This window comes from Kitasatospora sp. NPDC043949, assembly GCF_056435365.1.
This window is the reverse complement of the sequence record NZ_JBWKEQ010000005.1, coordinates 230,262-257,033: the sequence shown is the minus strand read 5'-3', so window position 1 is coordinate 257,033 and position 26,772 is coordinate 230,262. Positions and strand designations below refer to the sequence as shown.

The window sequence follows — 26,772 nt, the reverse complement described above, 5'->3', positions numbered from 1 at the left end:
TCTTTCCCCTTCCCCCCCCCCCCCCCTCCCCCCCCCCCCCCTCCCCCCCCCCCCTCCCCCCCCCCCCCCCCCCCCCCCCCCCCCCCACCGCCGTGTCACGGCCGCGTCAGGACCGGTGGAACGCCCGCCCGGCGGCACCCGAGGAGACCGACCCGACCCCGGGTATCAGCCCGCCGGTGATCGGCCGGGTGTCCGCACCGCGCAGGGCCGCCCCGCCGCCCGCGCCGTACCACCGCGCCGTCCACCGGTCGCAGCCCCCGGCACCTACCCGTCGCCGCTCGCCACCCATGAGAGGACCCCCGTTCTCTGATCGTGCTCGGGACGCTAGCAGGAGCCACTGACACTGAACCCAGGTCGGCCAGGTCGGCCAGGTCGGCCCGGACGGTCCTCAGCGGGTCGTGGTCGAGGAGGGAGTGCTCCCCTCGGAGGTCCGGATCGAGTCCAGCACCTGCTGCACCTGCTGGATCGTCACGTGCGACGGCTCCCGCAGGCAGGCCGTCAGCTGGATCAGCACCAGCGTGCCGGTCCGGGCGACGGCCCGATGGCCGATGAGCTCGCGGGTGCCGCCGAGCGTGAGGCATTCCTTGTCGAGCGTGACGTCGGAGGTGACGGCCAATGAGGTGGTGAACTTCCCGACCAGGTCCGGTTGGTCCACCAGCCGGAGGGTGAGGAGGGCGCCGCCGACGGGCAGCAGCGTGTCGGACGGGCAGGCGATGCCCGCCGTCCGGCAGGGGGACGCGGGGCTGATCGGCCCGGTGGCCAGGTAGCCGATGCCGTTCCGGGGGTCGCCGTTGAAGGTGCTCTGGCTGTACCAGCCGCTCGGCAGGTCGAGCGCCAGGTTCGGGTACGACGAGAAGCGGACCTGCGATCCGGGCGTCGGCACCATGGTCGGTGTCGCGCTGGGGCCGATCGTCGGAGTGGGCGGTACCCCGCCCGGCACCGTTTCGGCCGGTCCGGTCACCCCCGGTCCCGCAGCCGTCCCCAGTCCCGCGCCCACCCCGCGCTCCGGCGTGGGCGCGATCGCGGGCGCGGCGGCCAGCGCCGCGGCGACCAGCCCGGCGGTCAGTCCGGCCCCGAGCCCGGCGGCCCGCCGTCGGCGCCGGGTGCCGATGGCGCGGGCGCGTACCCGTTCCATCCGGTCCTCGGGCGTGGCGAGCTCCGGTACGGCCTGGTGGAGCAGGATCCGCAGCTCCTCGCCCTCACCGCCGTCCGGCCTCGGGTCGTCCGGGTCCAGCAGGTCAGTACCGATCACGGGGTCCCCCCGCCAGCAGCAGTTCCCGGGCCGGCAGTCGGCCGCGCAGCGCGGCGAGCGCGCGGTGCGTCTGGCTCTTGACCGTGCCGGTGCTGCAGCCCAGGACCTCGGCGGTCTCCTCGACGCTGAGGTCCTCGAAGAAGCGCAGCACCACCACGGCCCGTTGGCGCGGCGGCAGGGCACGGACGGCCTGGGCGACCACCTCTCCGAGCACCACCCCTTCGTACGGGTCCGCGCTCGCCGGCGGCGGCTCCGGCAGTTCGCCGTGCGGCAGTTCGCCGGTCCAGCGGCGGCGCCACCAGGAGACGTTGCAGTTGACCAGCACCTTCCGCAGGTAGGCCTCGGGCCGGTCGATGGAGATCCGGTCCCATTTGGGCCAGATCTTGGCGAGCGCGGTCTGCAGCAGATCCTCCGCCTGGTGCGGGTCGCCGGTCAACAGCCAGGCCACCCGCAGCATCTTCGGGCCGCAGGCGGAGACGAACTCCTCGAAGTCCGGTGTGCCATCCCTCATCCCGCCGTCCCCGCCATGGTGTCCGTGCCGTCCCTGTCAGCCGTGGCGGCCTGCTGGGCCGCGATCGTGGTGTCCTACTCACAGCTGATGAACGTGCTGGACGGTGTTTCGGGTTGTCTTCCGGGCACGGGGATTTTCGGCCGGCCGGCGCGGGGAGGTTGGACGGCCCGCGAGCCGGCCGGGACTCGGCCGGGCGGCGGGCGGGCCGTGGGCACCACGATGGCCGCGTCGGGCCCGTCCGGCCAGAGGCGCTCACGGGGCGTCCGGGCGCACGATGCGGCGCGCCAGGGGCGTACGGGTGGGACGCAGGGGGCGGCGGACCACGGACCGGGCCAACCGGGTGACGGCGGGTCAGAGCGTCCCGGAGCCGTGCGGCGCCTCGGTGGGGACACCGCGAGCGGCGGCCGCCGGGTCCGAGGTCACCGGGGTGACCGTCCAGTCGGGGTGGCCGGGCATCGGCGGGGTGCGCAGCCCGTACAGCCAGTCGGTGAGGAAGCCGGAGAGGTCCTGGCCGGAGACCTCGGAGGCGGTGCGCAGGTAGTCCCGGGTGGTGGCGGTGCCGTACCGGTGCCCGCGCAGGAAGGTGTGCTCGATCCGGTCGAAGGTCCCGGCGCCGACCCGCTCGCGCAGTGCGAACAGCACCAGCGCGCCGCCGGTGTAGCGCTGGCTGTCGAAGAGCTTGGCAGCGCTGGGAGCGGCGACCGGTCCGGAGTCGTGCCGCCACTGGTCGCCGAGGCCGTAGAGGGCCCGCATCCGGTCGACCAGGGTGGTGTGGCCCCAGGCGTCCGGCCAGCCGCGCTCGTAGCGGTAGACCAGGGCGTAGTAGTCAGCGTGCCCCTCGTTGAGCCACAGGTCCGCCCAACTGGCGGGGGAGACGCTGTCGCCGAACCAGGAGTGCACCAGCTCGTGCATCTGGTGCGAGCCGATCGCGGACTCGGGCTGGCGCAGGAAGTCAGGCTTGTAGAGGGTGAGGGTCTGGGTCTCCAGGCCGGTGAAGCCGAACGCGGCGGGGTCGTCGGTGTCGGCCGGCAGGAGGCCGTAGGTCTCGAAGGGGAACGGCCCGAGGTGCTGCTCGGCCCAGGTCAGCTGGTCGGCGGTGAGCGCCAGGGCGGGTTCGAGGTCGGCGGCCCGGGCGGTCGGGACGACGTCGCGCAGCGGCAGGCCGTGCGGGCCGGTGCGCTCGCGGACGGTGTAGTTCCCGACGGAGACCTGCACCAGCTCGGTGGCCATCGGCTCGCGGGAGGCGTAGCGCCGGGTGGTCCGGCCGTCGCCGAGCCGTTCGGTCTGCGTCAACTCCCCGTTGGCGACGCCCAGCAGGCCGTCGGGCGCGGTGACGGCGATGGTGAACCGGGCCTTGTCGCTGGGGTGGTCGTTGCACGGGAAGACGGTGTGCGCGCTGTCCGGCTGGCCGGCCACCGCGAAGCCGTCCGGGGTCGGGACCCAGCCGGTGTGCGGGAGCCTGGCGCGAGGGTCGGCGGTGTACTCGACGGTCAGCCGCGCGGTGGTGCCGCGGTGCAGGGGCCGGGGCGGGGTGATGGTCAGTTTCTCGTCGTGGGCGGCGAATCCCGCCGGGCGCCCGTCGACCCGGACGGCGCGCACGGTCAGGCCCAGCGCGTCCAGCTCCAGGCGTGCCAGGGTGCGGGACGGCCGGGCGGTGATCGCCGCGGTCGCGTCGACCGTACGGGTATCGGCGCGGTAGTCGAACGACAGGTCGTAGGCGAGCGCGTCGTACCCGCTGTTGCCGAGTGAGGGGAAGACCGGGTCGCCGAGGCCGTCCGCGGCGGTGGCGGCCGGGGTGCCGGCGGACAGCAGCACCGCACTGAGCACGAGTGGGAGGACGAGGCCGACACGGGGCCTGGACAGGGTGATCACCGCACTTCGGGAGTCGTGGCCTCGGGGGGCCTGGCTGCGGGATTCGTGGCTTCGGGAGCCCCGGTGAGGAGCGGGGCCGGGCGGCGGTACGTGCGCGACGCACCGGGCACGGACCCTAGCGGACCGGGGCGCCCGCCAGGCGCCGCCGCCCGGACGGTTGTCGACACGAGTCCATCCCCCGGACGGCCTACAGCGATGGCGGGGCCGCCGCGCGCTGGCTAACGTTCGAAGTGCTTCGCCCCCTGACGGACGAGGCCACGGCCGTCGGAGAACCTGGCCAGGTCCGGCGGCCGTCCTTCATGCCCGGGTGCACCCCGTAGGCTGGCGGCCGAGACGACGCCCGCGTACCGGATGCCAGGAGCCGCCGTGACCAGCCCCGATTCGCACGTTCTGGTGATCGGCGAGTGCGTCGCCGACATCGTCCGCACGGATGGCGCCCCGGACACCGTCCACCCCGGCGGCAGCCCCGCGAACGTCGCCTACGGCCTGGCCCGGTTGGGGCGGCCCGCCACCCTGCTCACCCAGCTCGGGGAGGACGCCAACGGCCGGCTGATCCGGGCGCACCTGGAGTCGGCGGGGGTGGTGGTCCGGGCCGCCGGGGTGGCGCGGACCCCCTCGGCCGTGGTGCGTCTCGACGGGCAGGGGCGGGCGCGCTACACCTTCGACATCGGCTGGACGTTGCCGCCGACCGAACTCGCCGAAGCGCCGGGCGCGATCCACCTCGGCTCGATCGGGGCGGTCACCGACCCGGGCGCGGCGGCGGTGCTGGCGCTGGTCGAGCGGTGGCGCGGCCGGGCGCAGATCAGTTACGACCCGAACGTGCGCCCCGCGCTGATGGGCGAGCGGGCGCGGGCCGTGCGGCGGGTCGAGCGCTGCGTGGCGCTGAGCGACGTGGTCAAGGCGAGTGATGAGGACCTGGCCTGGCTCTACCCCGGTGAGGATGCGGAGGCGGTCGCGCGCAGCTGGCTCGCCCTCGGCCCGGCCGTGGTCGCGGTGACCCTGGGCGCCGACGGCGCGTTCGCGCTCACCGCCGGGGGCGGGCACGCGCGGGCCGCAGCCGTTCCGGTGCCGGTCGCCGACACCGTCGGCGCCGGGGACTCCTTCACGGCGGCTTTCCTGCACGCCCGCGCGGCCGGCGCCGACCTCGCCGGCTGCCTCACCCAGGCGGTGACGGCCGCCGCGCTGACCGTCTCCCGCCCCGGCGCCAACCCGCCCTCGACGGCGGAGCTGACGGCCGCCCTGGCGCAGGCGAGTTAGGGCGTGCTCTAGCCGGCCAGCTCCTTGCCGTACCAGATCTGGGCGTACGGGCCGCTGCTGTAGGCGGGGATCTCGCGGTAGCCGTGGCGGGTGTAGAGCGCGCGGGCCTCGACCAGGTCGAGGCGGGTGTCGAGGACGATCCGCCGGGCGCCGAGCGAGCGGGCGGCCTCGTCGACGGCGGCGAGCAGCCGGGCGCCGCCGCCGGTGCCGCGCAGGCCGGGGCGGACGAACACCCGGGTCAGCTCGACGGTGTCGGCGTCGCGCCGGCGCAGCCCGGCGCAGGACTGGGCCGCGCCGTCGTAGTGGCCTAGCAGGAAGAGGCCGTCCGGTGCGGCGAGGTCGTCGCTGGGGGATCCGGCCAGCCCCGACTCCAGTTCCTCGGGGGTGCCTTCGCGGCCGAGGTGCAGGCGGTAGTAGCGGTTGGCCACGTCGTAGTAGTACTCGCGCAGCAGGGCCAGGGCCTCGGGTGCGGTGACGTCCGCCGTGGCGACGGACCAGAGGCGGGCGGTGCGGGGCGCGGTGTCGGTCATGGGCGCATGATCGGTGGTCGCGGGCCCGGTCCGCAATCGGGTTTCGCACGGCCGCCCGGTCGGCTCGGGTGCCCGGCCGGTTCGGCAAAGGAAGGGCAAGGAGCCCGGCGCGTCGTTGCCCCGCACGGGTGATGAGGGGGTTGGTGGGGGTGCGCTGCGGGGGAGCAGTGCGTCTATGAACAGATCATCAAATCATCGCATTAATGCGGGTTTGAGAGGGATCCGGGGACGCGGCGCCGGTGCTCGGGCGGGTGTGCGGACCAGTCTGCTGGCCACCGTCTGCCTCTCCGCCGTCGCCGCCGGCTGCGCGGGGCCGGCCGACCCCGCGCGGCCGGCCGTCGTCCCGCCCGCGCCGGGTGCCGTGCCCGTCGTCGAACACGGGGTCGGCCGCCCGCCCGAGGCGCTGCCGGTGCTGCCGGGCCTGGCCCGCAAGGAGGAGGAGGCCGGCACCGAGGCGGTCGCGCGCCGGGAGTCGGAAACCCGGGCGGCCCTGGAGACCGCGCACCGCTGGGGCCTGGAGGCCCCGCCGCTGAAGGCTCCGCCACGCCCGGCGACCAGGCCGGTGCTGGCCCAGTCGCAGGGCGTGAAGCTCAAGGAGGGGCGACCGCCGGTGGTCTACCGGGTGCCGACCGACGAGAAGGTGGTCTTCCTCACCGTCGACGACGGCTCCGAGAAGGACCCGGAGTTCTCCCGGATGGCCGACGAACTCGGCATCCCGCTCAGCACCTACGTTTCCGACTACCTGGCCCGCGAGAACTACGGCTACTTCCGCGACCTGCACGTCCAGGGGGTGGAGATCAACAACCACACCATCAACCACCGCAACCTGAAGGTCCTCGGCTACGAGGCCCAGCGCGACGAGATCTGCCGTCAGCAGGACCAGCTGGAGAAGCAGATCGGCGTCCGCCCCCGGCTGTTCCGGCCCCCGTACGGCGAGTACAACGACGACACGCTGCGCGCGGCGGCGTCCTGCGGGGTCCAGGCGGTGCCGCTGTGGAACGAGGAGGCCTTCCCGGACCACATGGAGTGGCGCTACGACGACCGCAAGCTCCACTCGGGCGACATCATCCTCACCCACTTCCGGGGCACCGACCTCTGGAAGGCCTCGATGCCGGACCTGCTCCGCAAGGTCGTCAACGACGTCACCGCGCAGGGCTTCGCCCTCGGCCGGCTGGACGACTACCTGTAGGGGTTCGCCCGTCGGGGCCCCCGGGGGTCAGCCGAGCGAGAGGGCGTCGAGGTACACCCAGGCGCCCTCGTGCCGGACGAACCGGCTGTGCTCGGTGAGCACGCCCTGCTCGCGGCCCTCGGTCCAGTGCGCCCGGAAGGCGACCGTGCCCTCCGCGTGGAAGGCGCCGCCCTCGGTGGTGGCCACCACCTCCAGGCCAGTCCAGCGCAGCGCCGGGTCGAAGTCCACCTCGGCGGGCCGGGTGTCCGGGTGCCAGGTGCGCAGCAGGTAGGCCTCGTCCTGGGCGGCGAAGGCGCTGTACCGCGAGCGCATCAGGGACTCGGCGGTGGTGGCCGCCGTCTGGCCGCGGTGCAGCCGCCCGCAGCAGTCGCCGTAGGCGGCGGGCAGGCCGCAGGGGCAGGGGGAGGAGGGCAGCAGCCGGGGCGCGGAGGAGGCGGCGCGGGGCGCGGGGTGACGTCGGGACATGCGGTCCATTCTCTCCCCCCGGCCCCGGCCGCCCCGACCGGGGCCGGTGGGGCGTCCGGGTGCGGGTGCTCAGCAGTGGGCGGAGTCCGGTTCGCCGAACCAGGCGTGCAGCGCGCGCAGCAGCCCGTCCGGATCCTCCTCCCCGGGAGCGGCGGCCCAGGCGACGTAGCCGTCCGGGCGGACCAGCAGCGCGCCGGCGGGTGGTTGCGGGCAGTCGGCCGTGAGCACGTCCACCCGGCCCTTCCAACCGGCCGCGAGGTCGGCGAGCCGTGGCGGGCCGTCCGCGAGGTCGAGCAGCAGGGCCCGGCCGCCGCGGGCCAGTTCGGCGAGCCGGGTGGGGCCGGTGGCGGTGGTCAGCGGGAGGTCCGGCGCGAAGCCGCCGGCGAGCGGGTGCGGGCAGTCGGTGTCGTACCGGACGTCGCTGCCCGCCATGAGCGCGGCGATCCGCCCGAGGTTGTCCTGGTACGCGAGCAGCTCGCCGAACAGGGCGCGCAGGGCGGTGACGGCCGGGCCCGGGGACATCAGGGCCATCTGGGCCTGCGAGTGCATGAAGACCCGTTCGCCGATGGGGTACCGCTCGCGGTGGTAGCTGTCCAGCAGGCCGGGCGGGGCCCAGCCCTGGAGGTCGGCGGCCAGCTTCCAGCCGAGGTTCGCGGCGTCCTGGAGTCCGAGGTTGAGGCCCGGACCGCCGGTGGCGGCGTGCACGTGCGCGGCGTCGCCGACCAGCAGCACCCGGCCCTCGCGGTAGCGCTCGGCGAGCCGGGTGTTGTGCCCGACCTGGCGGCGCGGGGTGTGCGCGCCGGGCGTGTCGGCCGGGGCGAGCGGCAGGTCGGCGCCGGTCACCCGGCGGACGCTGGCGCGCAGTTCGTCCAGCGTGGCCGGCACGGTCTCGTCGACGGGCGGGCCGGCCCACTCCATGGTGGCCATCATGGCGAGTTCCGGGCCCATCGGGGCGAGCACGAACACGCCGTGCGCGGTGCGGGTGTGGGTGAACGGGCGGAACGGCGTCGGGCAGCCGGGCAGCAGCACCTCGCCGGTGTCGAGCACCCGCAGTCCCTCGGGCGGGCGCACGTGGGCGATGCGCGCGACGGGGTCGGGCGAGGTGACCCCGGGGAAGCCGATCCCGGCCAGCTTGCGGACGGTGCTGCGGCCGCCGTCGGCGCCGACCAGGTAGCGGGCGCGCAGCCGCTCCGGCCCGTCCGGTCCGAGGACCTCGACGGTCACCCCCGCCGCGTCCTGGCTCAGGCCGGTGACCTCGCGGCCGTGGTGCACGGTCACGCCGAGTTCGCGGGCCCGCTCCGCCAGGGCCTGCTCGATCCGGTGCTGCGGCACCGGCAGGGCGTACAGCGGGTTGCCGTCGAGCTCCCGGAGGTCCAGCGGGAACGCGCCGAACACGAAGCGGGGCACCGGGGCCGGGGCGCCCGGGCCGCCGAGCCGCTCGTACAGGCCGCGGTGGTCCAGCAGCCGGATCACCTGGCCGACCAGCCCGTTCGCCTTCTGCTCCGACGAACGTTCGGCCAGCCGGTCCAGCACCACCGGCCGGACTCCGGCCAGCGCCAGTTCGCAGGCCAGCATCAGCCCGTTCGGGCCGGCGCCGGCGATGATGACATCGTGGGTCATGGTAAATCCCCCTGTGCGACGGTGAGTTCACGAAGACGACGGTTCGGGGAGGCCGGCCGCCAGCTGCCGCAGTGCCTCCGCCAGGAGCGTTTGCAGCGGTACCGGCGGGTCGGCGCGCAGCCATACGTCGCTGGCCGCCTTGAGTGCGGCCAGGACGCCGGCGGCGACCAGTCTGGGGTGGAGGCCGCCGGGGTCGACCCCGGTCCGGGCGGCCACCGCCGCGGTGAGCCCGGCCTCGGCGTCCGCGCCGGCACGGGCCAGCTCGGCCTGGAGGGCCGGTTCGCGCAGCAGTAGCCGCACCGCGGCGGTCCACCGCGGGTCCGGCTGCTCCGCCGCGCCGTCGAAGGGCGCGAGGGTGGCCCGGGTGAGCGCCTCCCAGAGCGGTTCGGCCGCGGGCCGCTCGCTCAGCGCCTCGCCGACGAGCCGGATGCGGTCGCAGTGCCGGGAGACGATGGCCTCGGCCTTGCTGGAGAAGTAGTTGTTGTAGGTGCGCGGCGACACCCCGGCCGCGGCCGCGATGTCCTCGACCCGGACGTTCTCCAGGCCCCGTTCCACCGCCAGGCGCAGTGCGGCCCAGCTCAGCGCCTCCCGGGTCGCGGCCTTCTTCCGTTCCCGCAGACCGATCTGACTCTTCGTCATGACCACCACTCTCCCCAGAAGCCTGCGCGCCGCGCAAGACTGCGCGGCACGCAACTTTTTCGGAGCCGACACCCCGGGCGGATCCGCCCCGGCGGGGTTGCGAGGAGTCGCGCGGCGGCTCGGCGAGTCGCCCTGCCCACCCGGTTGGTCACTGATAGTAGTGGCCTGGTTGCGGAGCGGTCTCCCGCGCCGGTTCGGCGGGACGGTTCGACAGGACGTCCCGACAGCACACCTCGACAGGACATGAGGAGCGGTCATGGGTGGCAGACAGCGTCCGCCGGGAGCGCGGACCCCTCGGCAGGGCAGGCCCGTCGCGGGCGGCCGGGTGAACGCCCGGGCGGAGATCGCCCGGCTGGAGGGTTATCTCGCCTGGGAGGCCGAGGTCGCGGCGGCCGAGCGGGACGCCCGGGCCTTCGCCGGGCAGTTCCCGTGGCTGCCCGCCGCGGAGCGGGAGAGCCTGGAGCAGGCCTACGCCGCCGACCGGCTGCGCTACGCCGAGGAGGTCGTCGACCGCGCCGTCGAGCGCTGCCGCCGGCTGGCCGCCCGCTACCGCAGCGAGTGCCGCCGGATCTGCGCCCGCTGGGCCGCGCTCTGCCTCTCCGTCACCCTGGCGGCGGCGCTGTTCGCCGTCGTCCCGGCGGCCCTGCGGGCCTGAGCCGGGCCGATCCGCCGGCACGCCCGAGGGCCCGCCGCGCCGATGACGGCGCAGCGGGCCCTCGGGCGTGCGCGGGGATCAGTGGTGGCCGTGGCCGCTGCTGATCTCCTGGTGCTCCTCGGCGGTGGGCTTGGCGATCTGGCTGTCCTCGCCGTAGAAGCCGCGGGACAGCTTGGCCCTCGTCCGGGCGAACAGCCCGGCCTTGCGGACCACCCCGTTCTCGTCCACCTCCGGCGGCAGGTCCTCCGGCTGCGGCTGCTCGTGCGCGGTGAGGGTGTACATCCGGCCCGGCGGGAGCGGGGCGTGCACCTCGACGAACTCGCCGTGCTGGAGCCGGTTGATCACGCCGGTCTCCCGGCCGTGCAGCACCTTCTCCTTGTCGCGCCGCTGCAGGCCCAGGCACCACCGCTTGGTGACCACGAAGACGACCACCGGCACGATGAAGAAGCCGGTGCGCACCGCGTAGGTGATCGCGTTGATCGACAGGTGGAAGTGGGTGGCGAGCAGGTCGTTGCCGCCGCCGGCCAGCAGGATCAGGTAGAGGCCGATCCAGGCCGCGCCGAAGGCCGTGCGCACCGGTGCGTTGCGCGGCCGGTCGGCGAGGTGGTGCTCGCCGCGGTCCCCGGTGACCCAGGCCTCCAGGAACGGGTAGCACCAGATGATCAGCAGCACGGTCGGGAAGACCATCAGCGGGACGAACACCCCGAGGTTCAGGGTGTGGCCGCCCCAGACGCTGATCTCCCAGCCGGGCATCACGCGCACCAGACCCTCGGAGAAGCCCATGTACCAGTCCGGCTGGGCGTCGGTGGACACCTGGTCGGGCCGGTAGGGGCCGTACGCCCAGATCGGGTTGACGGTGGCGATCGCCGACATGAACGCGACCACGCCGAAGACCAGGAAGAAGAAGCCGCCGGCCTTGGCCATGTAGACCGGCATCAGCGGCATGCCGACCACGTTGTCGTTGGTCCGGCCGGGCCCGGCGAATTGGGTGTGCTTGTGGTAGAAGACCAGGATCAGGTGCGCCGCGAGCAGGCCGACCATGACCCCCGGGATCAGCAGGACGTGCACGGTGAACAGCCGCGGCACGATGTCCTGGCCGGGGAACTCGCCGCCGAACATGAAGAACTGCAGGTACGAGCCGACGATCGGCACGGCCAGGACGGCACCCTCCATGAACCGGATGCCGGTGCCGGAGAGCAGGTCGTCCGGCAGCGAGTAGCCCATGAAGCCGTCGAACATGCCGAGGAACAGCAGCAGCGCGCCGAAGACCCAGTTGATCTCGCGGGGCTTGCGGAACGCGCCGGTGAAGAAGACGCGCATCATGTGCGTCAGCATCGAGGCGACGAACACGATCGCCGCCCAGTGGTGGACCTGGCGCATCAGCAGGCCGCCGCGGACCTCGAAGCTGATGTCGATGGTCGAGGCGTAGGCCTCCGACATCTGGATGCCCTTGAGCGGGACGTACGAGCCGTCGTAGATGACCTCGCCCATGCTCGGCTTGAAGAAGAGGGTCAGCCAGACGCCGGTGATGATGATGATGACGAAGGTGTAGAGCGCGATCTCGCCCAGCATGAAGGACCAGTGGTCCGGGAAGATCTTGCGCAGATTGGCCTTGGCCAGGGAGTAGATGCCGACCCGGCCGTCGGTCCAGTCGGCCAGGGCCTCGGCCTTGTTCGCGGGGTTGGCGCGCGTGCTGGTCACCGGTCCCGGCTGCGACTGCTGGTCGGTTCTCACGACGGACTCCCCGGCGTCCTCGGCGTGCCGGGCTGGAGGCCCGCCGGCAAAGACGCCGGCCGGCGAAGTGTTGTGATCATGGGACCTCTCGATACGGGCCCGCCGGCTGAACCGGCACGCGGAGCGGGTGACCCACTGGCCCGTTGCTCAGGGTGATGGAGCGCTTACTCTGTCATGCTGTCGGCAGGGGGCCGACTGTGCACGTCCATCGGTCCGTACGGCCGCTCGTGTCGGGCCGGACGGGGGGTCCTGACGTCCGATCGGCCGCCGGACGGGTGGCGGTGCTGCGCCCGGGTGCCGCTGAACCGTTTCGGCGCGCGCCGCGTCCGGAGGTCGCGCGATTCCGGGCCTACGCTGCGCCAATGGTGGATCACCCTGAACTCTTCGAGGACGTCACCGCGGCCCTCGCCCGCGCCGGGATCGACGCCCGGCCGGGCCCGTCCCTGCTGCGGATCGGCCATCGGCCGCCGGGGGTGGCGGTCGGCTGGTCGCCGGGGGAGGGGCCGGACGGGCCGCCCTCCCGGGGGGCGCGCGAGGCGGTCAGCGGTGCGGTCGCCGTCGTGCTGCGCGAGTGCGGCTACCTGGTCGCCGAGACGGCCGGCGGCGAGCTGTTGGTGACGCCCGCCGCCGCACCGGTGGCGGTGCCGGCGGAGCCGGAGACGGTGCCGGAGCAGTGGTGGGGCTGAGCCGGGCCGGCTCGGCAGCCCTCATACCGAACCCTTACCTGAACGGGGGGTCCTGTTGACCACGGCGGCTCTAAGGTTTGCCTAAGCTAAGTCGAAGCGCCCTGGACCCCCGTGTCCGGGGCGTTCGGCTGTGCCGCGCCGCCGCCACCCGCGGCGGGCCGCCGAGTTCAGGTACGACCCGGGGTGACCGGGGGAGGAGCCCGCTGCATGTGGGATGAGGCGTTTCCCAGCTTTCTGATCGGGCTGCGCGAGGGTCTGGAAGCCGGACTGATCGTGTCGATCCTGGTCGCCACGCTCGTCCGCTTCGGGCACAAGGCCCGGTTGCCGCAGGTGTGGACCGGTGTCGCGGCGGCGATCGCGCTCAGCCTCAGCTTCGGCGCGGTGCTCACCTTCACCGCCGCCAACCTCTCCGGCCACGCCCAGGAGGCGTTCGGCGGGGTGCTGAGCCTGATCGCGGTCGGCTTCGTCACCGCGATGGTGTTCTGGATGCGCCGCTCGGCGCGCACCCTCTCCGCCGAGCTGAAGGAGAAGGTCCAGGCCTCGCTGGCGATGGGCGCCGGCGCGCTGGTGCTCACCAGCTTCCTGGCCGTCGGCCGCGAAGGGCTGGAGACCTCGCTCTTCCTGTGGACCAACGTGCGCACCGCCGGGGAGTCCACCGGGCCGCTGCTCGGCGCGGCCGTCGGCCTGGTGCTCTCGGCCGGCCTCTGCTGGGGCCTGTACCGGCGGGCGCTGAAGATGAACCTCACCCGGTTCTTCACCATCACCGGCGTCGGCCTGATCGTGGTCGCGGCGGGCGTGCTCGGTTACGGCCTGCGCGACTTGCAGGAGTCCGGGCTGGTCGGCGGCGGCAGCTCGTACGCCTTCGACCTGAGCGGCCACCTGGACGCCTCCTCCTGGTACGCCACGCTGGTGCAGGGCACCCTCAACCTGACCGTCACCATGACGGTCCTCCAGGTCGTCGGCTACCTCGCCTACCTGTGCATCGTGATGACGCTGTTCGTCGAGGGCGTCCGCGGCGGCAAGACCGCTCCGGCCGCCGGGAAGGCGGCGCAGGGCGAGGCGACGCAGGGCGAGAAGGCCGGGGCGGCCGCGCCCGAGGCCGCCGGGCCGGCGCGGTCCGGACGGCCGCGCTGGGCCGTGCCGACCGCGCTGGTCGCGGTGCCGGTGGTGGTCGCCGGGGCCGTGATCGCGGTCAGCGACGGCAAGCAGGGCAGCTCCGCCACCGTGTCCGTCTCCGAGCAGGAGTGCGGCAAGGGCTTCAGCACCCCGCTGCCCGGCCAGCAGGTCTTCCAGATGCACAACACCGGGGACAAGGTCTCCGAGGTCTACCTGGTCAACCCGGCCAGCGGCGCCGTCTACGGCGAGATCGAGGGTCTGGCCCCCGGCACCACCCGCGCGCTGACCGCGACCATCGGCTCCGGCGACTACGCGTGGCGCTGTGTGCCCACCGGCGGCACGTCCGTCACCTCGGCCGCCGTGCACGTCACCGGCGGCGGCCAGGTCAAGGCCGTCAAGCCGGTCGCCGAGGACGACCTCAAGGGCCCGCTCGACGCCTACAAGGACTACGTCGACAAGGGCCTCGCGACCCTGCTGACGCAGACCCAGAAGCTCCAGGCCGACGTCCACGGCGGCGACCTCGCCACCGCCAAGGCCGACTGGCTCACCGCCCACCTCCAGTACGCCTCGCTCGGCGCCGCCTACGGCACCTTCGCCGACCTCGACGGCAAGATCGACGGCCGGCCCGACGGGCTCGCCGACAAGGCCCAGGACAAGGACTTCACCGGTTTCCTGCGCCTGGAGTACGGCCTGTGGCACGGCCAGTCCGCCGCCGACCTGACGCCCGTCGCCGACCAGCTGGCCGCCGACGTCGCCAAGCTCGGGCAGGACTTCCCCGGCCAGGACTTCGACCCCGGAGACCTCCCGCTGCGCGCCCACGAGATCCTGGAGAACACCCTCCAGTTCGAGCTCACCGGCGACACCGACCAGGGCAGCGGCACCAACCTGGCCACCACCCAGGCCAACCTGGCCGGCACCCGGGAACTGCTGACCGTCCTGCAGCCGCTGCTCGACGAGCGCGACCCGCAGTTGCTCCCCCGCGTCGACGCCGGGATGAAGCGGGTCGGCGACCTGGTCGCCTCCGCCCACAAGCCCGAGGGCTGGACCGCACTGGAGCAGCTCCCCGCCGACGCCCGCCGCCAGCTCAACGGCGCCACCGGCCAACTGCTCGAAGACCTCGCCCCCATCCCCGCCCTGCTCGAGATCCGGAAGGCCGCCTGATGACCGACCACACCGCTGCCGGAGGCTCCTGCCCGTTCCCGCACGCCGCCGCGCCCGCCCCGGCCGTCGCCGAGGGCGGCTGCCCGGCCGGCCCGGCCCGCCGCAGCTTCGTCCGGACCGCCCTCGGCGCCGGCGCCGGAGCGGCCGTCATGGCGGGCGGGGCGTTCACCCTGGCCGCCGGTCCGGCCTCAGCCGGGGACAGCCGCCAGGCGAAGAGCGGAGTCGTCCCGTTCCACGGCGACCACCAGGCCGGCGTCACCACCCCGGCCCCCGGCTACGCCGCCTTCGTGTCCTGCCAGGTGATAGCCCAGGACCGCAACGGCCTGGAGGACCTCCTCAAGACCCTGACCGAGCGGATCCGCTTCCTCACCGCCGGCGGCACCCCGCCCGACCTCGGCGTCGGCGCGCCGCCCGCCGACAGCGGCATCCTCGGCCCCACCGTGCCCACCGACAACCTGACCGTCACGGTCGGCGTCGGCGCCTCGCTGTTCGACGACCGGTACGGGCTGGCCAAGGCCAAGCCGACCAAGCTGGCCCCGATGAAGACCTTCCCCAACGACAATCTCCAGGCCGCCGAACTCCACGGCGACCTCTCGCTGCAGATCTGCGCCGACCGCCAGGACACCGTGCTGCACGCGCTGCGCGACATCACCCGGCACACGCGCGGCGCGATGCAGATCCTCTGGCGGATCGACGGCTTCCAGAGCGAGTCCCGCCCGGACGGCGCCCAGCGCAACCTGCTCGGCTTCAAGGACGGCATCGTCAACCCCGACACCACCTCCGCCCGCGAGATGGACCGGCTGATCTGGGTCACCGACGGGCTGGGCGAGCCCGCCTGGGCGACCGGCGGCAGCTACCAGGTGATCCGGATCATCCGGATGCTGATCGAGTTCTGGGACCGCGTCACCCTCGCCGAGCAGGAGAAGATGTTCGGCCGCCGCCGCGACACCGGCGCGCCGCTGGACGGCCGCCAGGAGACCGACGCGCCGGACTACGGCAAGGACCCGGAGGGCAAGGCGATCCCGCTCAAGGCGCACATCCGGCTCGCCAACCCGCGCACCGCCGACACCGACACCTCGCGCATCCTGCGCCGCGGCTTCAACTACGACCGGGGCGTCGACCAGGCCGGCAACCTGGACATGGGCCTGGTGTTCTGCTGCTACCAGCAGGACGTGGTGCGGCAGTTCGAGGCCACCCAGACCCGGCTCGTCGACGAGCCGCTGGTCGACTACATCTCGCCGACCGGCGGCGGGTACTTCTTCGTCCTGCCGGGCGTGAAGGACAACGCCGACTGGCTCGGGCGCGGGCTGCTCGCTGCGGTCTGACGGCGGTCTGACGGGCGGTCTCACGGCGGCCGACGTGACGCCGGGCCCCGGGCGCTGCCGCGTGCCCGGGGCCCGGCGGCGTTGCGCGTGCCCCGGAGCCGCCACGCGGACGGGAGGTCGAGGACACGCCCTACGGGCCGAGGGTGAAGCCGATCACCGCGCCGCCGCCGTCCCGGTTGGCGGCGAAGGCCTCGCCGCCGTGCGAGCCGGCCACCTCGTGCACGATGGCCAGGCCCAGCCCCGAACCGGGCAGGCTGCGCGCGGCGGTGGCCCGGTAGAAGCGGTCGAAGACCCGGGAGAGGTCGGCCTCGTCGATCCCCGGCCCGCCGTCGCGCACCTCGACCCGGCGGCCGCGCACCACCACCTCGATCGGGGCCTTCCCGGCCGGGTCGAACTTGGCGGCGTTGTCCAGCAGGTTGCCCACCGCCCGGGCCAGCGCGTCCGGGCGGGCCGTGACCACCGTGTCGTCGGCGTCCACGGTGATCTCCCGGCCGCTGCGCCGCCGGGCCTGTGCGGCGGCCTCGCGCACCAGCTCGGCCAGCACCAGCTCGGTCGGCTCCTCGTCGGCCTTCCGGTCCGCGGCGAGTGCCACCAGCTCCTCCACCAGAAGCGTCAACTCCCTTGCCTCCTCGGCCAGATCGGCCATCAGTGCGGCCTGTTCGGCGGGCGGCAGGCGGTCCAGGCTGGGCAGGACCGAGAGGTTGGTGCGCAGGCTGGTCAGCGGGGTGCGCAGCTCGTGCCCGGCGTCCTGGACGAGCCGGCGCTGGTTCTCCTTGGCCGTGGCGAGCCGGCCCAGCATCCGGTCGAAGGCCCGGCCGAGCCGGCCGACCTCGTCCGTTCCGGCGGCCGGCACCGGAACGTCCAACCGTCCGCTGGCGGCGACCAGTTCGGCCGCGTCGGTGAGCCGGACCAGCCGGCCGGTGATCCGCCGGGCGAGCAGCCAGCCGGCCCCGCCCGCGAGCACCGCGACCACCGCCACCGACACCCCGGTACGGATCCGCAGCGTCGCCAGCAGGTGCTCGGTGGGGCCCAGTTGCTGGGCGATCTGGACCGCGCCGCGGCCGCCGCCGAGCGAGACCACGGCCACCCGGTAGGTGTCGCCGTGCACGTGCCGAAGCCCGGACGAGGTCTGGCCGGGGTCGTCGGAGCGGGCGAGGGAGCGGTCCTCCGGGGTCGGCCGGAGGTCGATCCGGGCGGTGCCGGGCAGCACCTCCCCGTCGGGGCCGAGGGACTGCGAGGTGACCCGGATCGGGCGCAGCAGATCCTCGCTCAGGCCGCCCGTGCCGTTGAAGTCGCCGGGGAACAGCATCTCCCGGCCGACCTGCTGGTGCACCGCCTGGACGGCCGCGGTGAAGTCGGCGCCCTCGTCGTCCCGGATCAGCCGGGCGGCGGAGTGGTAGCCGAGCGCGCCGATCAGCACCGCGACCAGGGCGGCCATCGCGGCGAAGGCGAGCGAGACGGTGGTGCGCAGCCCCGGGCGCGGCCACAGCGGCCGCGGCCGCGACCGGCCCCGGCCGGTCACGACTCGCGCAGCGTGTAGCCGACGCCGCGGACGGTGTGGATCAGCGGTGTCAGGCCGGGCCGGTCCAGCTTGCGGCGCAGGTAGCCGATGAACACCGCGAGGTTCTTCGAGCCGGGGCCGAAGTCGTAGCCCCAGATCCGCTCGTACACCGTGGCCTGGTCGAGCACCGAGCCCGCGTGCCGGGTCAGCAGCTCCAGCAGGTCGAACTCGGTCCGGGATAGCTCCAGTTCCTGCCCGGCCCGCCAGGCCCGCCGGGCGTGCGGCTCGACCCGCAGGTCGGCCACCGCGAGGACGCCCCCGGCGGGTTCGGGCGCGTTGCGGCGCAGCAGGGCGCGCAGGCGGGCGAACAGCTCGTCCACGTCGAAGGGCTTGACCAGGTAGTCGTCGGCCCCGGCGTCGAGCCCGGCGATCCGGTCCGGGACCTCGACCCGGGCGGTGAGCATCAGGACCGGGATGCGGTCGCCGTCGGCGCGCAGGCGGCGGCAGACCTCCAGGCCGTCCGGGCCGGGCATCATCACGTCCAGCACCAGCAGGTCCGGGCGCTGCTCCGTGAGGGCGGCCAGGGTCTGCGCGCCGTCCGCGGCGGTGCTCACCCGGTAGCCCTCCAGCTGGAGGGCGCGGGTGAGGGAGTCGCGGATGGCCCGGTCGTCCTCGGCGATCAGCACGGTGTGGGTCATGGCCCCGATTCTCCCCGGCGCGCCCACGGCGGCGTCCGGCGGGTCCGGGCGGCGGCGCGTGACGGGTCTGGGGGAAGGGTCTGGGCGAGGGCGGCGTCCGGCGGGTCCGGGCCCGGCCGGTGGCCGTGCCGGCCGCGGCTTTCGCAGCGCCGGGGAGGGGCGTACGGTGGCCACACGGTGGCGTGTCCGCCGGGGGCGCCGCCGGGTCCTTGTCGGCACACCCCGCCGGAGGCCGCGATGGCAGACCGGATGGCCTTCCTCACCACCCCGCGCGCCGAGCGCGAGCGGCGGGACGCACAGCAGCGACTGGGGGACTCCCGGGAGGTGTACCGGCCGCGGACGCCGCTGCCGGTGGTGGGCGGGCAGGCGGGCCGGTGCATGGACTGCGGGCTGCCGTTCTGCCACCACGCCTGCCCGCTGGGAAACCTGGTGCCGGAGTGGAACCGGCTGGTGGCGGACGCGGACTGGCGGGCCGCCGCCGCCCGGCTGCTGGCGACCAACAACTTCCCCGAGTTCACCGGAAGGCTCTGCCCGGCACCCTGCGAGAGCGCGTGCGTGCTGGCGATCGACGGCGCGGCGGTGGCGATCAAGAACGTCGAGCTGGCGATCACCGACCGGGCCTGGGAAGAGGGCTGGGACCTGCCGCAGCCGCCCGAGCGGGGCGCCGGGTGGCGGGTGGCCGTGGTCGGCTCGGGCCCGGCGGGCCTGGCCGCCGCGCAACAGCTGACCCGGGCCGGGTACGCCACCACGGTGTACGAGCGGGCCGACCGCCCCGGCGGGCTGCTGCGCTACGGGATCCCGCCGTTCCGGCTGGAGAAGCACCGGCTGGACCGGCGGCTCGACCAGATGCGGGCCGAGGGCACGGACTTCCGCACCGGGGTGTTCGTCGGCCGGGACCTCGCGGCCGGGGAACTACGGGCCGGGTGCGACGCGCTGGTGGTAGCGGTCGGTGCGACCGCCTGCCGGGAGCTGGCGGTGCCGGGGTGCGCCCTGCCCGGCGTGCACCAGGCGATCGACTACCTGACCTGGGCGAACCGGGTCGACGAGGGCGACCGCGCGGCCCCGCCGGTGTCCGCCGAGGGTCGGCACGTGGTGATCGTCGGCGGCGGGGACACCGCGGCCGACTGCCTGGGGACGGCGCTGCGCCAGGGCGCGGCCTCCGTCACCCAGCTCGACATCAACCCGTGTCCGCCGGTGTGCCGGGCGCCGGAGCAGCCCTGGCCCGTCCACCCGAAGGTGTACCGGGAGACCACCTCGCACGAGGAGTCGGGGGCCGCGGCGGCCGGTCCCCGGGTGTTCGCGGCGACCACGGTCGGCTTCGAGGCCGGACCGGACGGCCGGCTGGCCGCCGTCCGCTTCGCCGAGGCCGAACCGGCCGACCGCAGCCCCCGGACCGGCACCGAGCGGAGCATCCCGGCGGAGCTGGTGCTGCTCGCGCTGGGCTTCAGCGGCCCGGAGCCGGACCAGGGGCTGATCGCCCAACTCGGCCTCACCACCGGCCCGGACGGCGCCCTGGCCCGGGACGACGACTTCGCCACCGGCGCGCCGGGCGTCTTCGTCGCCGGGGACGCCGGGCGCGGGCAGTCACTGATCGTGTGGGCGATCGCCGAGGGGCGGGCGGCGGCCGCGGCGGTGGACCGCCATCTGCGCGGCGGCACCGAACTCCCGGCGCCGATCCGGGCGTCGGCGCGGGCGCTCACGCTCTGAGGGGCGTGCGGGCGCAAACGCGCTGAGGGGCGCACGGGGTACCTGCTGTCGTCGCGTTGAGCACGGCCGGGCCCGGTCGGCTCCGGGTCAGAGCAGCGGCAGTCGGCGGAGGAAGACGTCAGGGGCCTGGTTGGTGTCGCCCGGGACGAGTGTGCCGTCCTCGGAGGTGAACAGCACCGTGGTGCCGAGGGCGTCGACGAACGGCCGCTCCGAGGCGCCGGCGGCCTGCGAGCCGTCCGTCGCCACGCTGACCCGCTCGGTGCGGCCGGTCCACTGATTCCGGACGAGGACGTCCGACTTGCCGTTGGTGTCGCCGGGAACCAGGTTGGCGGCCTTCGAGGTGAAGACGGCGAAGCGGCCGTCGGCGCTCGGACCGGCGGCGTACGAGGCGCCGTCGGGCTGCGTCCGGCCGAGCCCGGCGGACACCCGTTCGGTGCGGTTGCGCGGCGCGTCCGCCTGGGCGGGCTTCGCCACCGTGACGGCGGCCAGCGCGCCGGCCGCGCGTAGTAGGGGTGGTGCGGAACGTGTGCGGGTCATCCGGCCCTCCCCTGGGTGCGGCCGGCCGCGTCGAACTCCCCGGAGGTCGGTTCGTGGTGAGCCAACCGCCGGGTGCGGCGGGAGCTCAACGATGCCCGCCCGGGAGCGGCGGAATCGCGTCACCGGGAGAAGACGGAGAGGGTGATGGATCGGGTGCACACGGCTTTTGCTAGCATCCGGCGGCAGATGCGTCGGAGGGGGTTGGCAAGCAGGTGGAGGAGTCGGTCGAGGTCCGCTACACGCCGACGACCGCGGACTTCCGGGCGGCCTTCGCGGCCCGGGCCCGGGGCACGGCGGCGGGTCGGCGGGCCCAGCGGTCGAGGTACCTGATCGCCTCCTGCGCCGCGTCCGGCGCAGTGCTGACTTCGGTCGCCGACCGGACGGTGGGCCCGCCGGCCCTGGTGATGCTCGCGGTCGCGCTGCTGCTGGTGGTCGGACCGCCCTGGCTGCAACTGCGTCAGGTGCGGCAGATGGCGGCGGACAAGGGCGAGTTCCGGATCGTCCTCGGCGAGGCCGGGGTGACCGTCACCAACGCGGTGTCCAGCACCGAAATCGCCTGGTGGGAGCTTCCGCACTACCTGGAGACGCCCGGACTCTTCGTCCTGCTGGGCGGGGGTGAGCAGACGCACGTGCTGACCCTGCTGCCCAAGCGCGGCACCGGCGACCCGGGCCGGCTCGGCGCGTTGATCGCCCGGCACGCCACGGTGCCCGCCCGGGACTGAGGGGCGGCGCCCCGGTCCGCCGCTGTCGAGGTGGGCGGTCATGGCGTGGGTTGTTGGTCGGGCCGGACGGGCTGGTGGTGTCGGTCGGGTTGGTCGCGGGTGTTCAGCTGGTCGCGCTGGTCGTAGCGCCAGAGCGCGGGCAGCGCGGCCGACAGGGCGGCGGTGCCGGCCAGGCAGAGCAGACCGCCGGTGCGCAGCGCGACGCGGATGCCCTGCCGGGCGGCGAGGCCGCCGGCCCGCAGGTCCCCGAGGGCGGGGCCGGCGGAGCCGATCAGCATCTCCAGGCCGGCGGCGCGGCCCCGCAGTTCGTCCGGAATGGACTGGTTCCAGATCGCGCTGCGGAAGGTGTCGCCGATCTGGTTGGCGCCGCCCGCGACGAGCAGGCAGAGCAGGACGGCCCACAGGCCGGGGGCGATCGAGGCCGCGGCCGTCGCCGCGCCGACGAAGGCGGCGCAGAGCAGCACCAGCCGGCCGTGCCGGTGGACCCGCTCGGTCCAGCCGCCGGTGGCGGCCGCGAGCAGGCCGCCCGCCGCAGCGGCCGAGTAGAGCAGGCCGAGCGCCCACACCGCGTCCAACTCCTGGGCGAGGAAGGGGAACAGCGCGGTCGGCAGGGCGCAGACGGTGGCCGCGAGATCCGCGAGGTAGGTGCCCAGCAGGTCGGGGCGGCGGGCCGCGTACCGGGCGCCGTCGACGAATTCCCGCAGCCGCGGTGCCTCGGCGTCCCGCTGCGAGGGGACGGGCCGGACCCGGGCCAGCAGGGCGATCGAGACCAGGAAGGTGCCGAGGTCGACCAGGTAGGCGGCCGGGACGCCGGCCGTGGCGATCAGCAGCCCGGCGGTGGCCGGGCCGGCCAGGCCGGCGATGCTCCAGCGCAGCGAGAGCAGGTTGCCCGCCGCCACCAGCTGGTCGGGCGGCACCAGCCGGGGGATCATCGCCTCCGCCGAGGGCTGCTGAAGGCCCTGCAGTGCCGCTGCCAGTCCGGCGGCCGCGTACAGCGGCCAGAGCGCGGGGGTGTCGAGCAGCGCGTTGGCGAGCAACAGGGCGCTCAGTGCGGCGAGTGCGAGTTCGGTGACCAGGGCGACGGTGCGGCGGTCGGCACGGTCGGCGAGGACGCCGCCGTAGAGGCCGAACACGATGGTCGGCAGGAGTTCGACGGCGCCGACCGCGCCCACGGCCAGCGGTGAACCGGTGAGGTCGGCGATCTGGAGCGGGATCGCCGTCATGGTGAGGACGGAGCCGAGCAGGGTGACGGTACCGGCCGTCCAGGTGAGGCGGAAGTCGCGGGAGGACCGCCAGGGCGCGGTGTTCGGCAGCAGTCGGGACCTGGGACGGTCCGTTCCTGGGGTCATGGGGTGGTGGTCCCTTCGGGCCGTCGATCACGACGGCTCTCCTTATCGCTGATAAATTCCAGCTCGGAACTTATCGGCGATAAGGTGGAGTGGGCAAGCGGATAACGGAGAGGTGGTCGGCGGTGGCACTGCAGCGCGACGAGGTGGTGCGCACCGCGCTGCGCGTACTCGACGAGGAAGGCATCGACGGCCTGACCACCCGGCGGCTGGCCCGCGAACTCGGCGTCCAGTCACCCGCGCTGTACTGGCACTTCAAGAACAAGCGGGAACTGCTCGACCTGATGGCCGAGGCGATGCTCGCCGAGGCCCTCCCGGCCGACCGCAGCCCGGATCCGGAGCACTGGCCGGACTGGCTGGCCGCCGACGCCCGCGCCAAGCGCCACGCCCTGCTCGCCTACCGCGACGGCGCCCGGGTGCACGCCGGAACGCTGCCCACCGAAGACGAACTGCCCGCCGTCGAAGCCCAGTTGGACGCCCTCCGGCAGGCCGGCCTGCGGCCCCGCACCGCGCTGCGGCTGCTGCTCACCATCGACCGCTACATCATGGGCTGGGTCACCGAGGAGCAGGCCTGGCGACAGGACGCCGCCGACCGCGCCCGGCCGCCCTTCCCGGACGAGGTCCTGCGCGACCTCCCGTTGCTGCGGGAGGCGGCCGACGTGCTGCGCATGACCGACCACGACGCCGACTTCGAGTACGGGCTGCGCGTCCTGATCGAGGGCTTCCGGGCCGAGATCGCGCGCGAGGCGCTCGGGACGGACGGGCCCGCGTGACCGGCCGTGATCGGTCGGACAGTGCCTAACGGTGGGGGTGCAGCGCCTCGCGCAGCCGCCCGCCGGAGGCGGCGAGCTGCCGGGCGGCGGTCGGCGCGTCCACGTCCGCGAGCAGGACCAGGATCGCGTCCTTGGCCCGGCCTCCGGTGGCGGCGAGCGCGTGGCGGACCGCAGCCTCGTCGGCGCCGGTGGCCTCCGTGACGATCCGGTGGGCCCGTGCGCGGAGCTTGGCGTTGGTGGCCCGGACGTCGACCATCAGATTGCCGTACGTCCGGCCGAGCCGGACCATGACGGCCGTCGACAGCATGTTGAGCACCAGCTTCTGTGCCGTTCCCGCCTTCAGTCTGGTCGAGCCAGCCAGCACCTCCGGGCCGACCTCCACCTCGATCCCCAGCTCGGCCGCCGCCACCAGTGCCGAGCCCCGGTTGCACGCCAGTGCGACCGTCAGCGCCCCGGCCGCCCGTGCGGTCCGGACGGCCGCCACCGTGTACGGCGTGCGGCCGGAGGCGGAGACGCCCAGCACGGTGTCGGCCGGGGTGAGCCGGAGCGCGGCCAACTCGGCCGCCGCCAGCTCCGGGCGGTCCTCGGCGCCCTCGACGGCCCCGGTCACGGCGGTCCCGCCCCCCGCGATCAGGCCCACCACCAGGCCCGGATCGGTGCCGAAGGTCGGCGGGCACTCGGCGGCGTCCAGCACTCCGAGCCGCCCGGCGGACCCCGCCCCGGCGTAGACCAGCCGCCCACCGGCCGCCATCCGTGCCGCCGTGGCGTCCACCGCGGCGGCGATCCGGACCAGCTCCCCGGCCACCGCGGCGGGGACGGTGCGGTCCTCGGCGTTCATCAGGCGGAGCAGGTCTGTGGTCGGCAGCTGGTCGATCCCGGCCCAGTCGGGGCGGATCGTCTCGGTCGGCGGTAGGGCGTCCTGGTCCATGCGGCCAGCGTCCCCGGACATGGCGGTCGCCAATCGGCGCGGGGCCGCGCGTGGCGGTGGTCTCCGGGTCCTCGGTCGTGGCGGCGCCATGGCGGACGCCGGGAAAGCCGCGGTGGGAGCGACCGGTGTGCCCGTGATGCCTTCCTCGTGCGGAGTGCCCAGCCCGTCAACGGGCGTCGCCGTCGCCGAGGTGACGGGCGATGCGGGCGATGGCGGGTGCGTTGTCCTCGAACAGATGGGCCTGCATGCCCACCGCCCGGGCGGCTTCGACGTTGGGCGCGTGGTCGTCGACGAAGAGGCAGTCGACCGGGCTGACGCCCAGGGCGGCGCAGGTGATCTCGTAGGCACGCGGGTCGGGCTTGCCGGTCCCGATCTCGTGCGAGTAGACGATGTGCTCCACCAGCTCGTCGAACCGGTAGAGCGGGACCTCGCGTTCGCGGGCGCCGACGAAACTGTTGCTGAGGATGCCGAGCCGGGCCCGCCCGCGCAGTCCGCGCACGTGGGCGATGAGCTCCTCGTTCGGCGTGCCCAGGTACTCCTCCCAGAGGTCGGCCATGAAGGCCTCGACCTGGGCCGGGCCCAGGTGCAGCCGGGCGGCCACCTGCTCGCGCACCTCCGGCTCGGTGATGCCGCCGATCGCGCCGGCCCGCCAGACGTCCCGCAGCCGCTCGTCGATCGCGTGCGGCGGCAGCTCCAACCGGCGCTCCCAGCGCTCCGGCCAGCCCGTCCTCGGGGTGTACTCCAGGACGCCACCGATGTCGAGGATGAGGCAGGGTGCGTTCACGGGTGGTCCCCTCTTCGCTGCGGCCGCCGTGGCGCGGCCCGCACCTGCCACTCTCAGGGGTGCGGGCGGGGCCGGGTCAAGGGGGCGGTGAGTCCTCGGAGGTTCCGGCGAGCGCGTTCGGCGTCCGCGTCGGCGGCAGGGCGTGCTGCGGGCCCGTCAGGCCATCCAGAAGAAGACGGCCGTCATCCGACGCTCCGGCAGCTCGGTGCCGTAGTAGGAGGTCGCGCTGTGCATGAGGTTGGCGTGGTAGAGGAGCAGTTGGTTGTAGCGGTTGGGGACGCGGACGTCCTCGGTGAAGTGGTCGGCGGGCACGTGGCGGGTGCCGAGCGCCTCGACCAGATTGTTGTGCGGCGCGTTGACGAGGTTCCCGCCGAGGCGTCCGCCGGGGAACTGCTGGCGGAAGAAGCTGGTGCCGGCGTCCTTCGGCGCGCCCGGGCTGAGGTAGAGCACGGCGGCGTAGCGGCAGAGCGCGCGGGAGTCGGTGTGCGGGCGGGACTCCGACTCCCCGGCGCCGACGACCTGGACGCAGTTGTGGTTGAGCGTGCCGCCGCCCGGGGTGCTCTGCACCCAGAGCCGGGAAGCGCCGGTGGCCTTGCGGACCAGGGCCTCCACCCGGGCCAGCTCGTCGGGCTCCAGGCCGGGCATGGTGCGCAGGCCGGGCCAGGTCTCGGGGCGGTACGGGTAGCCTTCGGTCCAGTCGCCGCGGGCCAGACAGCGCTCGCGGACGGCGTCCGGGTCGGTGAGGACGTTGTCCAGGACCCAGTAGTCCCGGCCTCGGGTGGGCTTGCGGTAGGGCAGGACCGGCAGGGTGGTGGGCCTGATGGGCTGTGAGGGCATGGGCCGACGATAGGGGCGGCGGTCGTCAACCTTCTGCCGTGAGCAGGTCAACCTTTCGTCAAGGGCTGTCCATGGGCGGGCACCTCGCGCCGCAGGTCAGGAGCCCGGCCGGACGGCGAAGGTGCCCAGGGCGCCCTCCAATCGGTCGAAGGCCCGGACGGCCGAGGGGCGCACCGCCGCCGTGATGGCGGCGGCCTCGTCGCCGGCCAGCAGCCGGCGGAACACTTCGGTGAACACCGTGCGGTCGACGGCGGCGAGGAGCCCGGCGGCCACCCGGCTCTCGAAGTCGACCGGTGGGCCGACCGGTGTGCTGACCGGTGTGTCGGGCGATGCGCCGGACGGAGTGCCGGTTGTCGTCGTGGGGCGGGTGGCCCCGGCCAGGGCCTCGGCCAGGGCGGCCTCGCTCTGCTCGTGCAGTTCGCGCAGCCGGGCGACCAGGGCGGGGCTGTCGGAAACGGTGCGGGCGAACGCCGGGCCGGAGAAGCCGAGCCGCGGGTCGTGCCGGTCGAGGCCGGCCAGGCAGTCGCGGCGCAGCGCGGCGAGGGCGGACTCGCCGGGCGCACGCTCGGCGACCGCCCGGGCGAGCCGGCCGACGATCTCCTCGTGCAGGTCGAGGAGGAGGTCCTCCTTGCGCGGGAAGTGGTTGGTGACGGTCATCTTGGCGACGCCGGCGGCCGTCGCGACCTCGGCGATGGTGGTGCGGTCGAAGCCCTGGTCGATGAAGAGCCTGGTCGCGGCGTGCGAGATCGCCTCGCGGGTGCGGCGCTTGTTGAGCTCGCGCAGGGTCGGGGTGGCCCCGGGCCCCGTCGTGGGCCCCGTCGTGCCCATCGTGGGTTCCGTCACGGTTTCCGTCGTGGGTTCCGTCGTGGGTTCCGTCATGGGGGCAGCGTAGCGCAGTTGGCTGGGTCGGACCCAGAAATTAGGCTT

25 protein-coding genes are annotated in these 26,772 nt (G+C 74.5%); 9 read left to right on the top strand and 16 right to left on the bottom strand.

The genetic code is table 11. The features are described from left to right. Positions 1-388: 388 nt before the first annotated feature. From AC07AL_RS07370 to AC07AL_RS07360, 3 genes are all read right to left on the bottom strand, one after another. On the bottom strand, positions 389-1,252 hold the full coding sequence (locus tag AC07AL_RS07370) for a hypothetical protein (protein ID WP_400810151.1): 864 nt from the start codon (positions 1,250-1,252) through the stop codon (positions 389-391). Continuing rightward, a complete protein-coding gene (locus tag AC07AL_RS07365; protein WP_363585614.1) occupies positions 1,239-1,763 on the bottom strand; it encodes a SigE family RNA polymerase sigma factor in 525 nt (174 codons plus the stop codon). The genes AC07AL_RS07370 and AC07AL_RS07365 overlap by 14 nt, the downstream gene beginning before the upstream one ends. Positions 1,764-2,114: 351 nt before the next feature. After that, complete coding sequence (locus AC07AL_RS07360) at positions 2,115-3,590, bottom strand: M1 family metallopeptidase (RefSeq protein WP_400810154.1); 1,476 nt, start codon at positions 3,588-3,590, stop codon at positions 2,115-2,117. Between the two features lie 411 nt (positions 3,591-4,001). Between AC07AL_RS07360 and AC07AL_RS07355 the strand changes: the two genes are divergently transcribed. Next, entirely contained in the window at positions 4,002-4,892 is an 891-nt protein-coding gene (locus tag AC07AL_RS07355; protein WP_363585612.1) for a carbohydrate kinase family protein, read from the top strand. An 8-nt stretch (positions 4,893-4,900) separates the two neighbouring features. On the opposite strand, the gene AC07AL_RS07350 is transcribed toward AC07AL_RS07355, so the two are convergent. Further along, positions 4,901-5,422, bottom strand: a complete 522-nt coding sequence (locus tag AC07AL_RS07350; RefSeq protein ID WP_363585611.1) for a GNAT family N-acetyltransferase — start codon at positions 5,420-5,422, stop codon at positions 4,901-4,903. Positions 5,423-5,675: 253 nt separating this feature from the next. Here AC07AL_RS07350 and AC07AL_RS07345 point away from each other — a divergent pair, with 253 nt between their 5' ends. After that, complete coding sequence (locus tag AC07AL_RS07345; protein ID WP_478317136.1) at positions 5,676-6,611, top strand: polysaccharide deacetylase family protein; 936 nt, start codon at positions 5,676-5,678, stop codon at positions 6,609-6,611. Positions 6,612-6,638: 27 nt separating this feature from the next. Here the strand turns inward: AC07AL_RS07345 and AC07AL_RS07340 are convergent, their stop codons facing one another. The 3 genes from AC07AL_RS07340 to AC07AL_RS07330 all read right to left on the bottom strand — a co-directional run bounded on the left by AC07AL_RS07340 (position 6,639) and on the right by AC07AL_RS07330 (position 9,335). Continuing rightward, positions 6,639-7,076 carry a YchJ family protein gene (locus AC07AL_RS07340; protein ID WP_478317135.1) on the bottom strand — a complete coding sequence of 146 codons (438 nt, stop codon included), beginning with the start codon at positions 7,074-7,076 and terminating at the stop codon, positions 6,639-6,641. 69 nt (positions 7,077-7,145) lie between these two features. Then, positions 7,146-8,696, bottom strand: a complete 1,551-nt coding sequence (locus AC07AL_RS07335; protein ID WP_363585608.1) for an FAD-dependent monooxygenase — start codon at positions 8,694-8,696, stop codon at positions 7,146-7,148. Between the two features lie 27 nt (positions 8,697-8,723). Next, a complete protein-coding gene (locus tag AC07AL_RS07330; protein WP_363585607.1) occupies positions 8,724-9,335 on the bottom strand; it encodes an acyl-CoA-like ligand-binding transcription factor in 612 nt (203 codons plus the stop codon). A gap of 256 nt (positions 9,336-9,591) precedes the next feature. Here AC07AL_RS07330 and AC07AL_RS07325 point away from each other — a divergent pair, with 256 nt between their 5' ends. Then, the gene (locus tag AC07AL_RS07325; RefSeq protein ID WP_350881931.1) at positions 9,592-9,990 is read left to right on the top strand and encodes a cytochrome C oxidase subunit I; all 399 of its coding nucleotides are present in this window, start codon (positions 9,592-9,594) and stop codon (positions 9,988-9,990) included. 78 nt (positions 9,991-10,068) lie between these two features. Here AC07AL_RS07325 and qcrB read toward each other — a convergent pair whose 3' ends face one another. Continuing rightward, positions 10,069-11,691 carry a cytochrome bc1 complex cytochrome b subunit gene (qcrB, locus tag AC07AL_RS07320; protein WP_478317147.1) on the bottom strand — a complete coding sequence of 541 codons (1,623 nt, stop codon included), beginning with the start codon at positions 11,689-11,691 and terminating at the stop codon, positions 10,069-10,071. A 395-nt stretch (positions 11,692-12,086) separates the two neighbouring features. On the opposite strand from qcrB, the gene AC07AL_RS07315 reads away from it, so the two are divergent. From AC07AL_RS07315 to efeB, 3 genes are all read left to right on the top strand, one after another. Further along, positions 12,087-12,410, top strand: a complete 324-nt coding sequence (locus tag AC07AL_RS07315) for a hypothetical protein (RefSeq protein ID WP_478317134.1) — start codon at positions 12,087-12,089, stop codon at positions 12,408-12,410. Positions 12,411-12,617: 207 nt separating this feature from the next. Then, a complete protein-coding gene (gene efeU / locus AC07AL_RS07310) occupies positions 12,618-14,687 on the top strand; it encodes an iron uptake transporter permease EfeU (protein WP_363585605.1) in 2,070 nt (689 codons plus the stop codon). Beyond that, a complete protein-coding gene (gene efeB / locus AC07AL_RS07305) occupies positions 14,687-16,012 on the top strand; it encodes an iron uptake transporter deferrochelatase/peroxidase subunit (protein WP_400987463.1) in 1,326 nt (441 codons plus the stop codon). Before efeU ends, efeB begins: the two co-directional genes overlap by 1 nt. 130 nt (positions 16,013-16,142) lie before the next feature. Here the strand turns inward: efeB and AC07AL_RS07300 are convergent, their stop codons facing one another. Together AC07AL_RS07300 and AC07AL_RS07295 are read right to left on the bottom strand one after the other, a co-directional pair. Beyond that, on the bottom strand, positions 16,143-17,534 hold the full coding sequence (locus tag AC07AL_RS07300; RefSeq protein ID WP_363585603.1) for a sensor histidine kinase: 1,392 nt from the start codon (positions 17,532-17,534) through the stop codon (positions 16,143-16,145). Then, positions 17,531-18,211 (bottom strand): response regulator transcription factor, encoded by a 681-nt coding sequence (locus AC07AL_RS07295; protein ID WP_363585602.1) that lies wholly within the window; start codon positions 18,209-18,211, stop codon positions 17,531-17,533. Before AC07AL_RS07295 ends, AC07AL_RS07300 begins: the two co-directional genes overlap by 4 nt. 237 nt (positions 18,212-18,448) lie before the next feature. Here AC07AL_RS07295 and AC07AL_RS07290 point away from each other — a divergent pair, with 237 nt between their 5' ends. Then, entirely contained in the window at positions 18,449-19,918 is a 1,470-nt protein-coding gene (locus AC07AL_RS07290) for a glutamate synthase subunit beta (RefSeq protein WP_363585601.1), read from the top strand. 87 nt (positions 19,919-20,005) lie between these two features. Here the strand turns inward: AC07AL_RS07290 and AC07AL_RS07285 are convergent, their stop codons facing one another. Beyond that, on the bottom strand, positions 20,006-20,455 hold the full coding sequence (locus AC07AL_RS07285) for a hypothetical protein (protein WP_478317133.1): 450 nt from the start codon (positions 20,453-20,455) through the stop codon (positions 20,006-20,008). A gap of 212 nt (positions 20,456-20,667) precedes the next feature. Between AC07AL_RS07285 and AC07AL_RS07280 the strand changes: the two genes are divergently transcribed. Then, the gene (locus AC07AL_RS07280) at positions 20,668-21,177 is read left to right on the top strand and encodes a hypothetical protein (RefSeq protein ID WP_478317132.1); all 510 of its coding nucleotides are present in this window, start codon (positions 20,668-20,670) and stop codon (positions 21,175-21,177) included. 38 nt (positions 21,178-21,215) lie between these two features. Here AC07AL_RS07280 and AC07AL_RS07275 read toward each other — a convergent pair whose 3' ends face one another. Continuing rightward, positions 21,216-22,526, bottom strand: coding sequence for an MFS transporter (locus AC07AL_RS07275; protein WP_478317131.1), 1,311 nt, complete (start codon positions 22,524-22,526; stop codon positions 21,216-21,218). 122 nt (positions 22,527-22,648) lie between these two features. Here AC07AL_RS07275 and AC07AL_RS07270 point away from each other — a divergent pair, with 122 nt between their 5' ends. Beyond that, entirely contained in the window at positions 22,649-23,296 is a 648-nt protein-coding gene (locus AC07AL_RS07270; RefSeq protein ID WP_363585597.1) for a TetR/AcrR family transcriptional regulator C-terminal domain-containing protein, read from the top strand. Between the two features lie 25 nt (positions 23,297-23,321). Here AC07AL_RS07270 and murQ read toward each other — a convergent pair whose 3' ends face one another. The 4 genes from murQ to AC07AL_RS07250 form a co-directional block, all read right to left on the bottom strand. Continuing rightward, complete coding sequence (gene murQ, locus AC07AL_RS07265) at positions 23,322-24,224, bottom strand: N-acetylmuramic acid 6-phosphate etherase (protein ID WP_478317130.1); 903 nt, start codon at positions 24,222-24,224, stop codon at positions 23,322-23,324. 166 nt (positions 24,225-24,390) lie between these two features. Next, entirely contained in the window at positions 24,391-25,008 is a 618-nt protein-coding gene (locus AC07AL_RS07260) for an HAD family hydrolase (RefSeq protein WP_363621849.1), read from the bottom strand. Positions 25,009-25,164: 156 nt separating this feature from the next. Beyond that, the gene (locus AC07AL_RS07255) at positions 25,165-25,845 is read right to left on the bottom strand and encodes a DUF6445 family protein (RefSeq protein ID WP_363621847.1); all 681 of its coding nucleotides are present in this window, start codon (positions 25,843-25,845) and stop codon (positions 25,165-25,167) included. A gap of 96 nt (positions 25,846-25,941) precedes the next feature. Beyond that, positions 25,942-26,688 carry a TetR/AcrR family transcriptional regulator gene (locus tag AC07AL_RS07250; protein WP_400987473.1) on the bottom strand — a complete coding sequence of 249 codons (747 nt, stop codon included), beginning with the start codon at positions 26,686-26,688 and terminating at the stop codon, positions 25,942-25,944. Between the last annotated feature and the right edge of the window lie 84 nt (positions 26,689-26,772).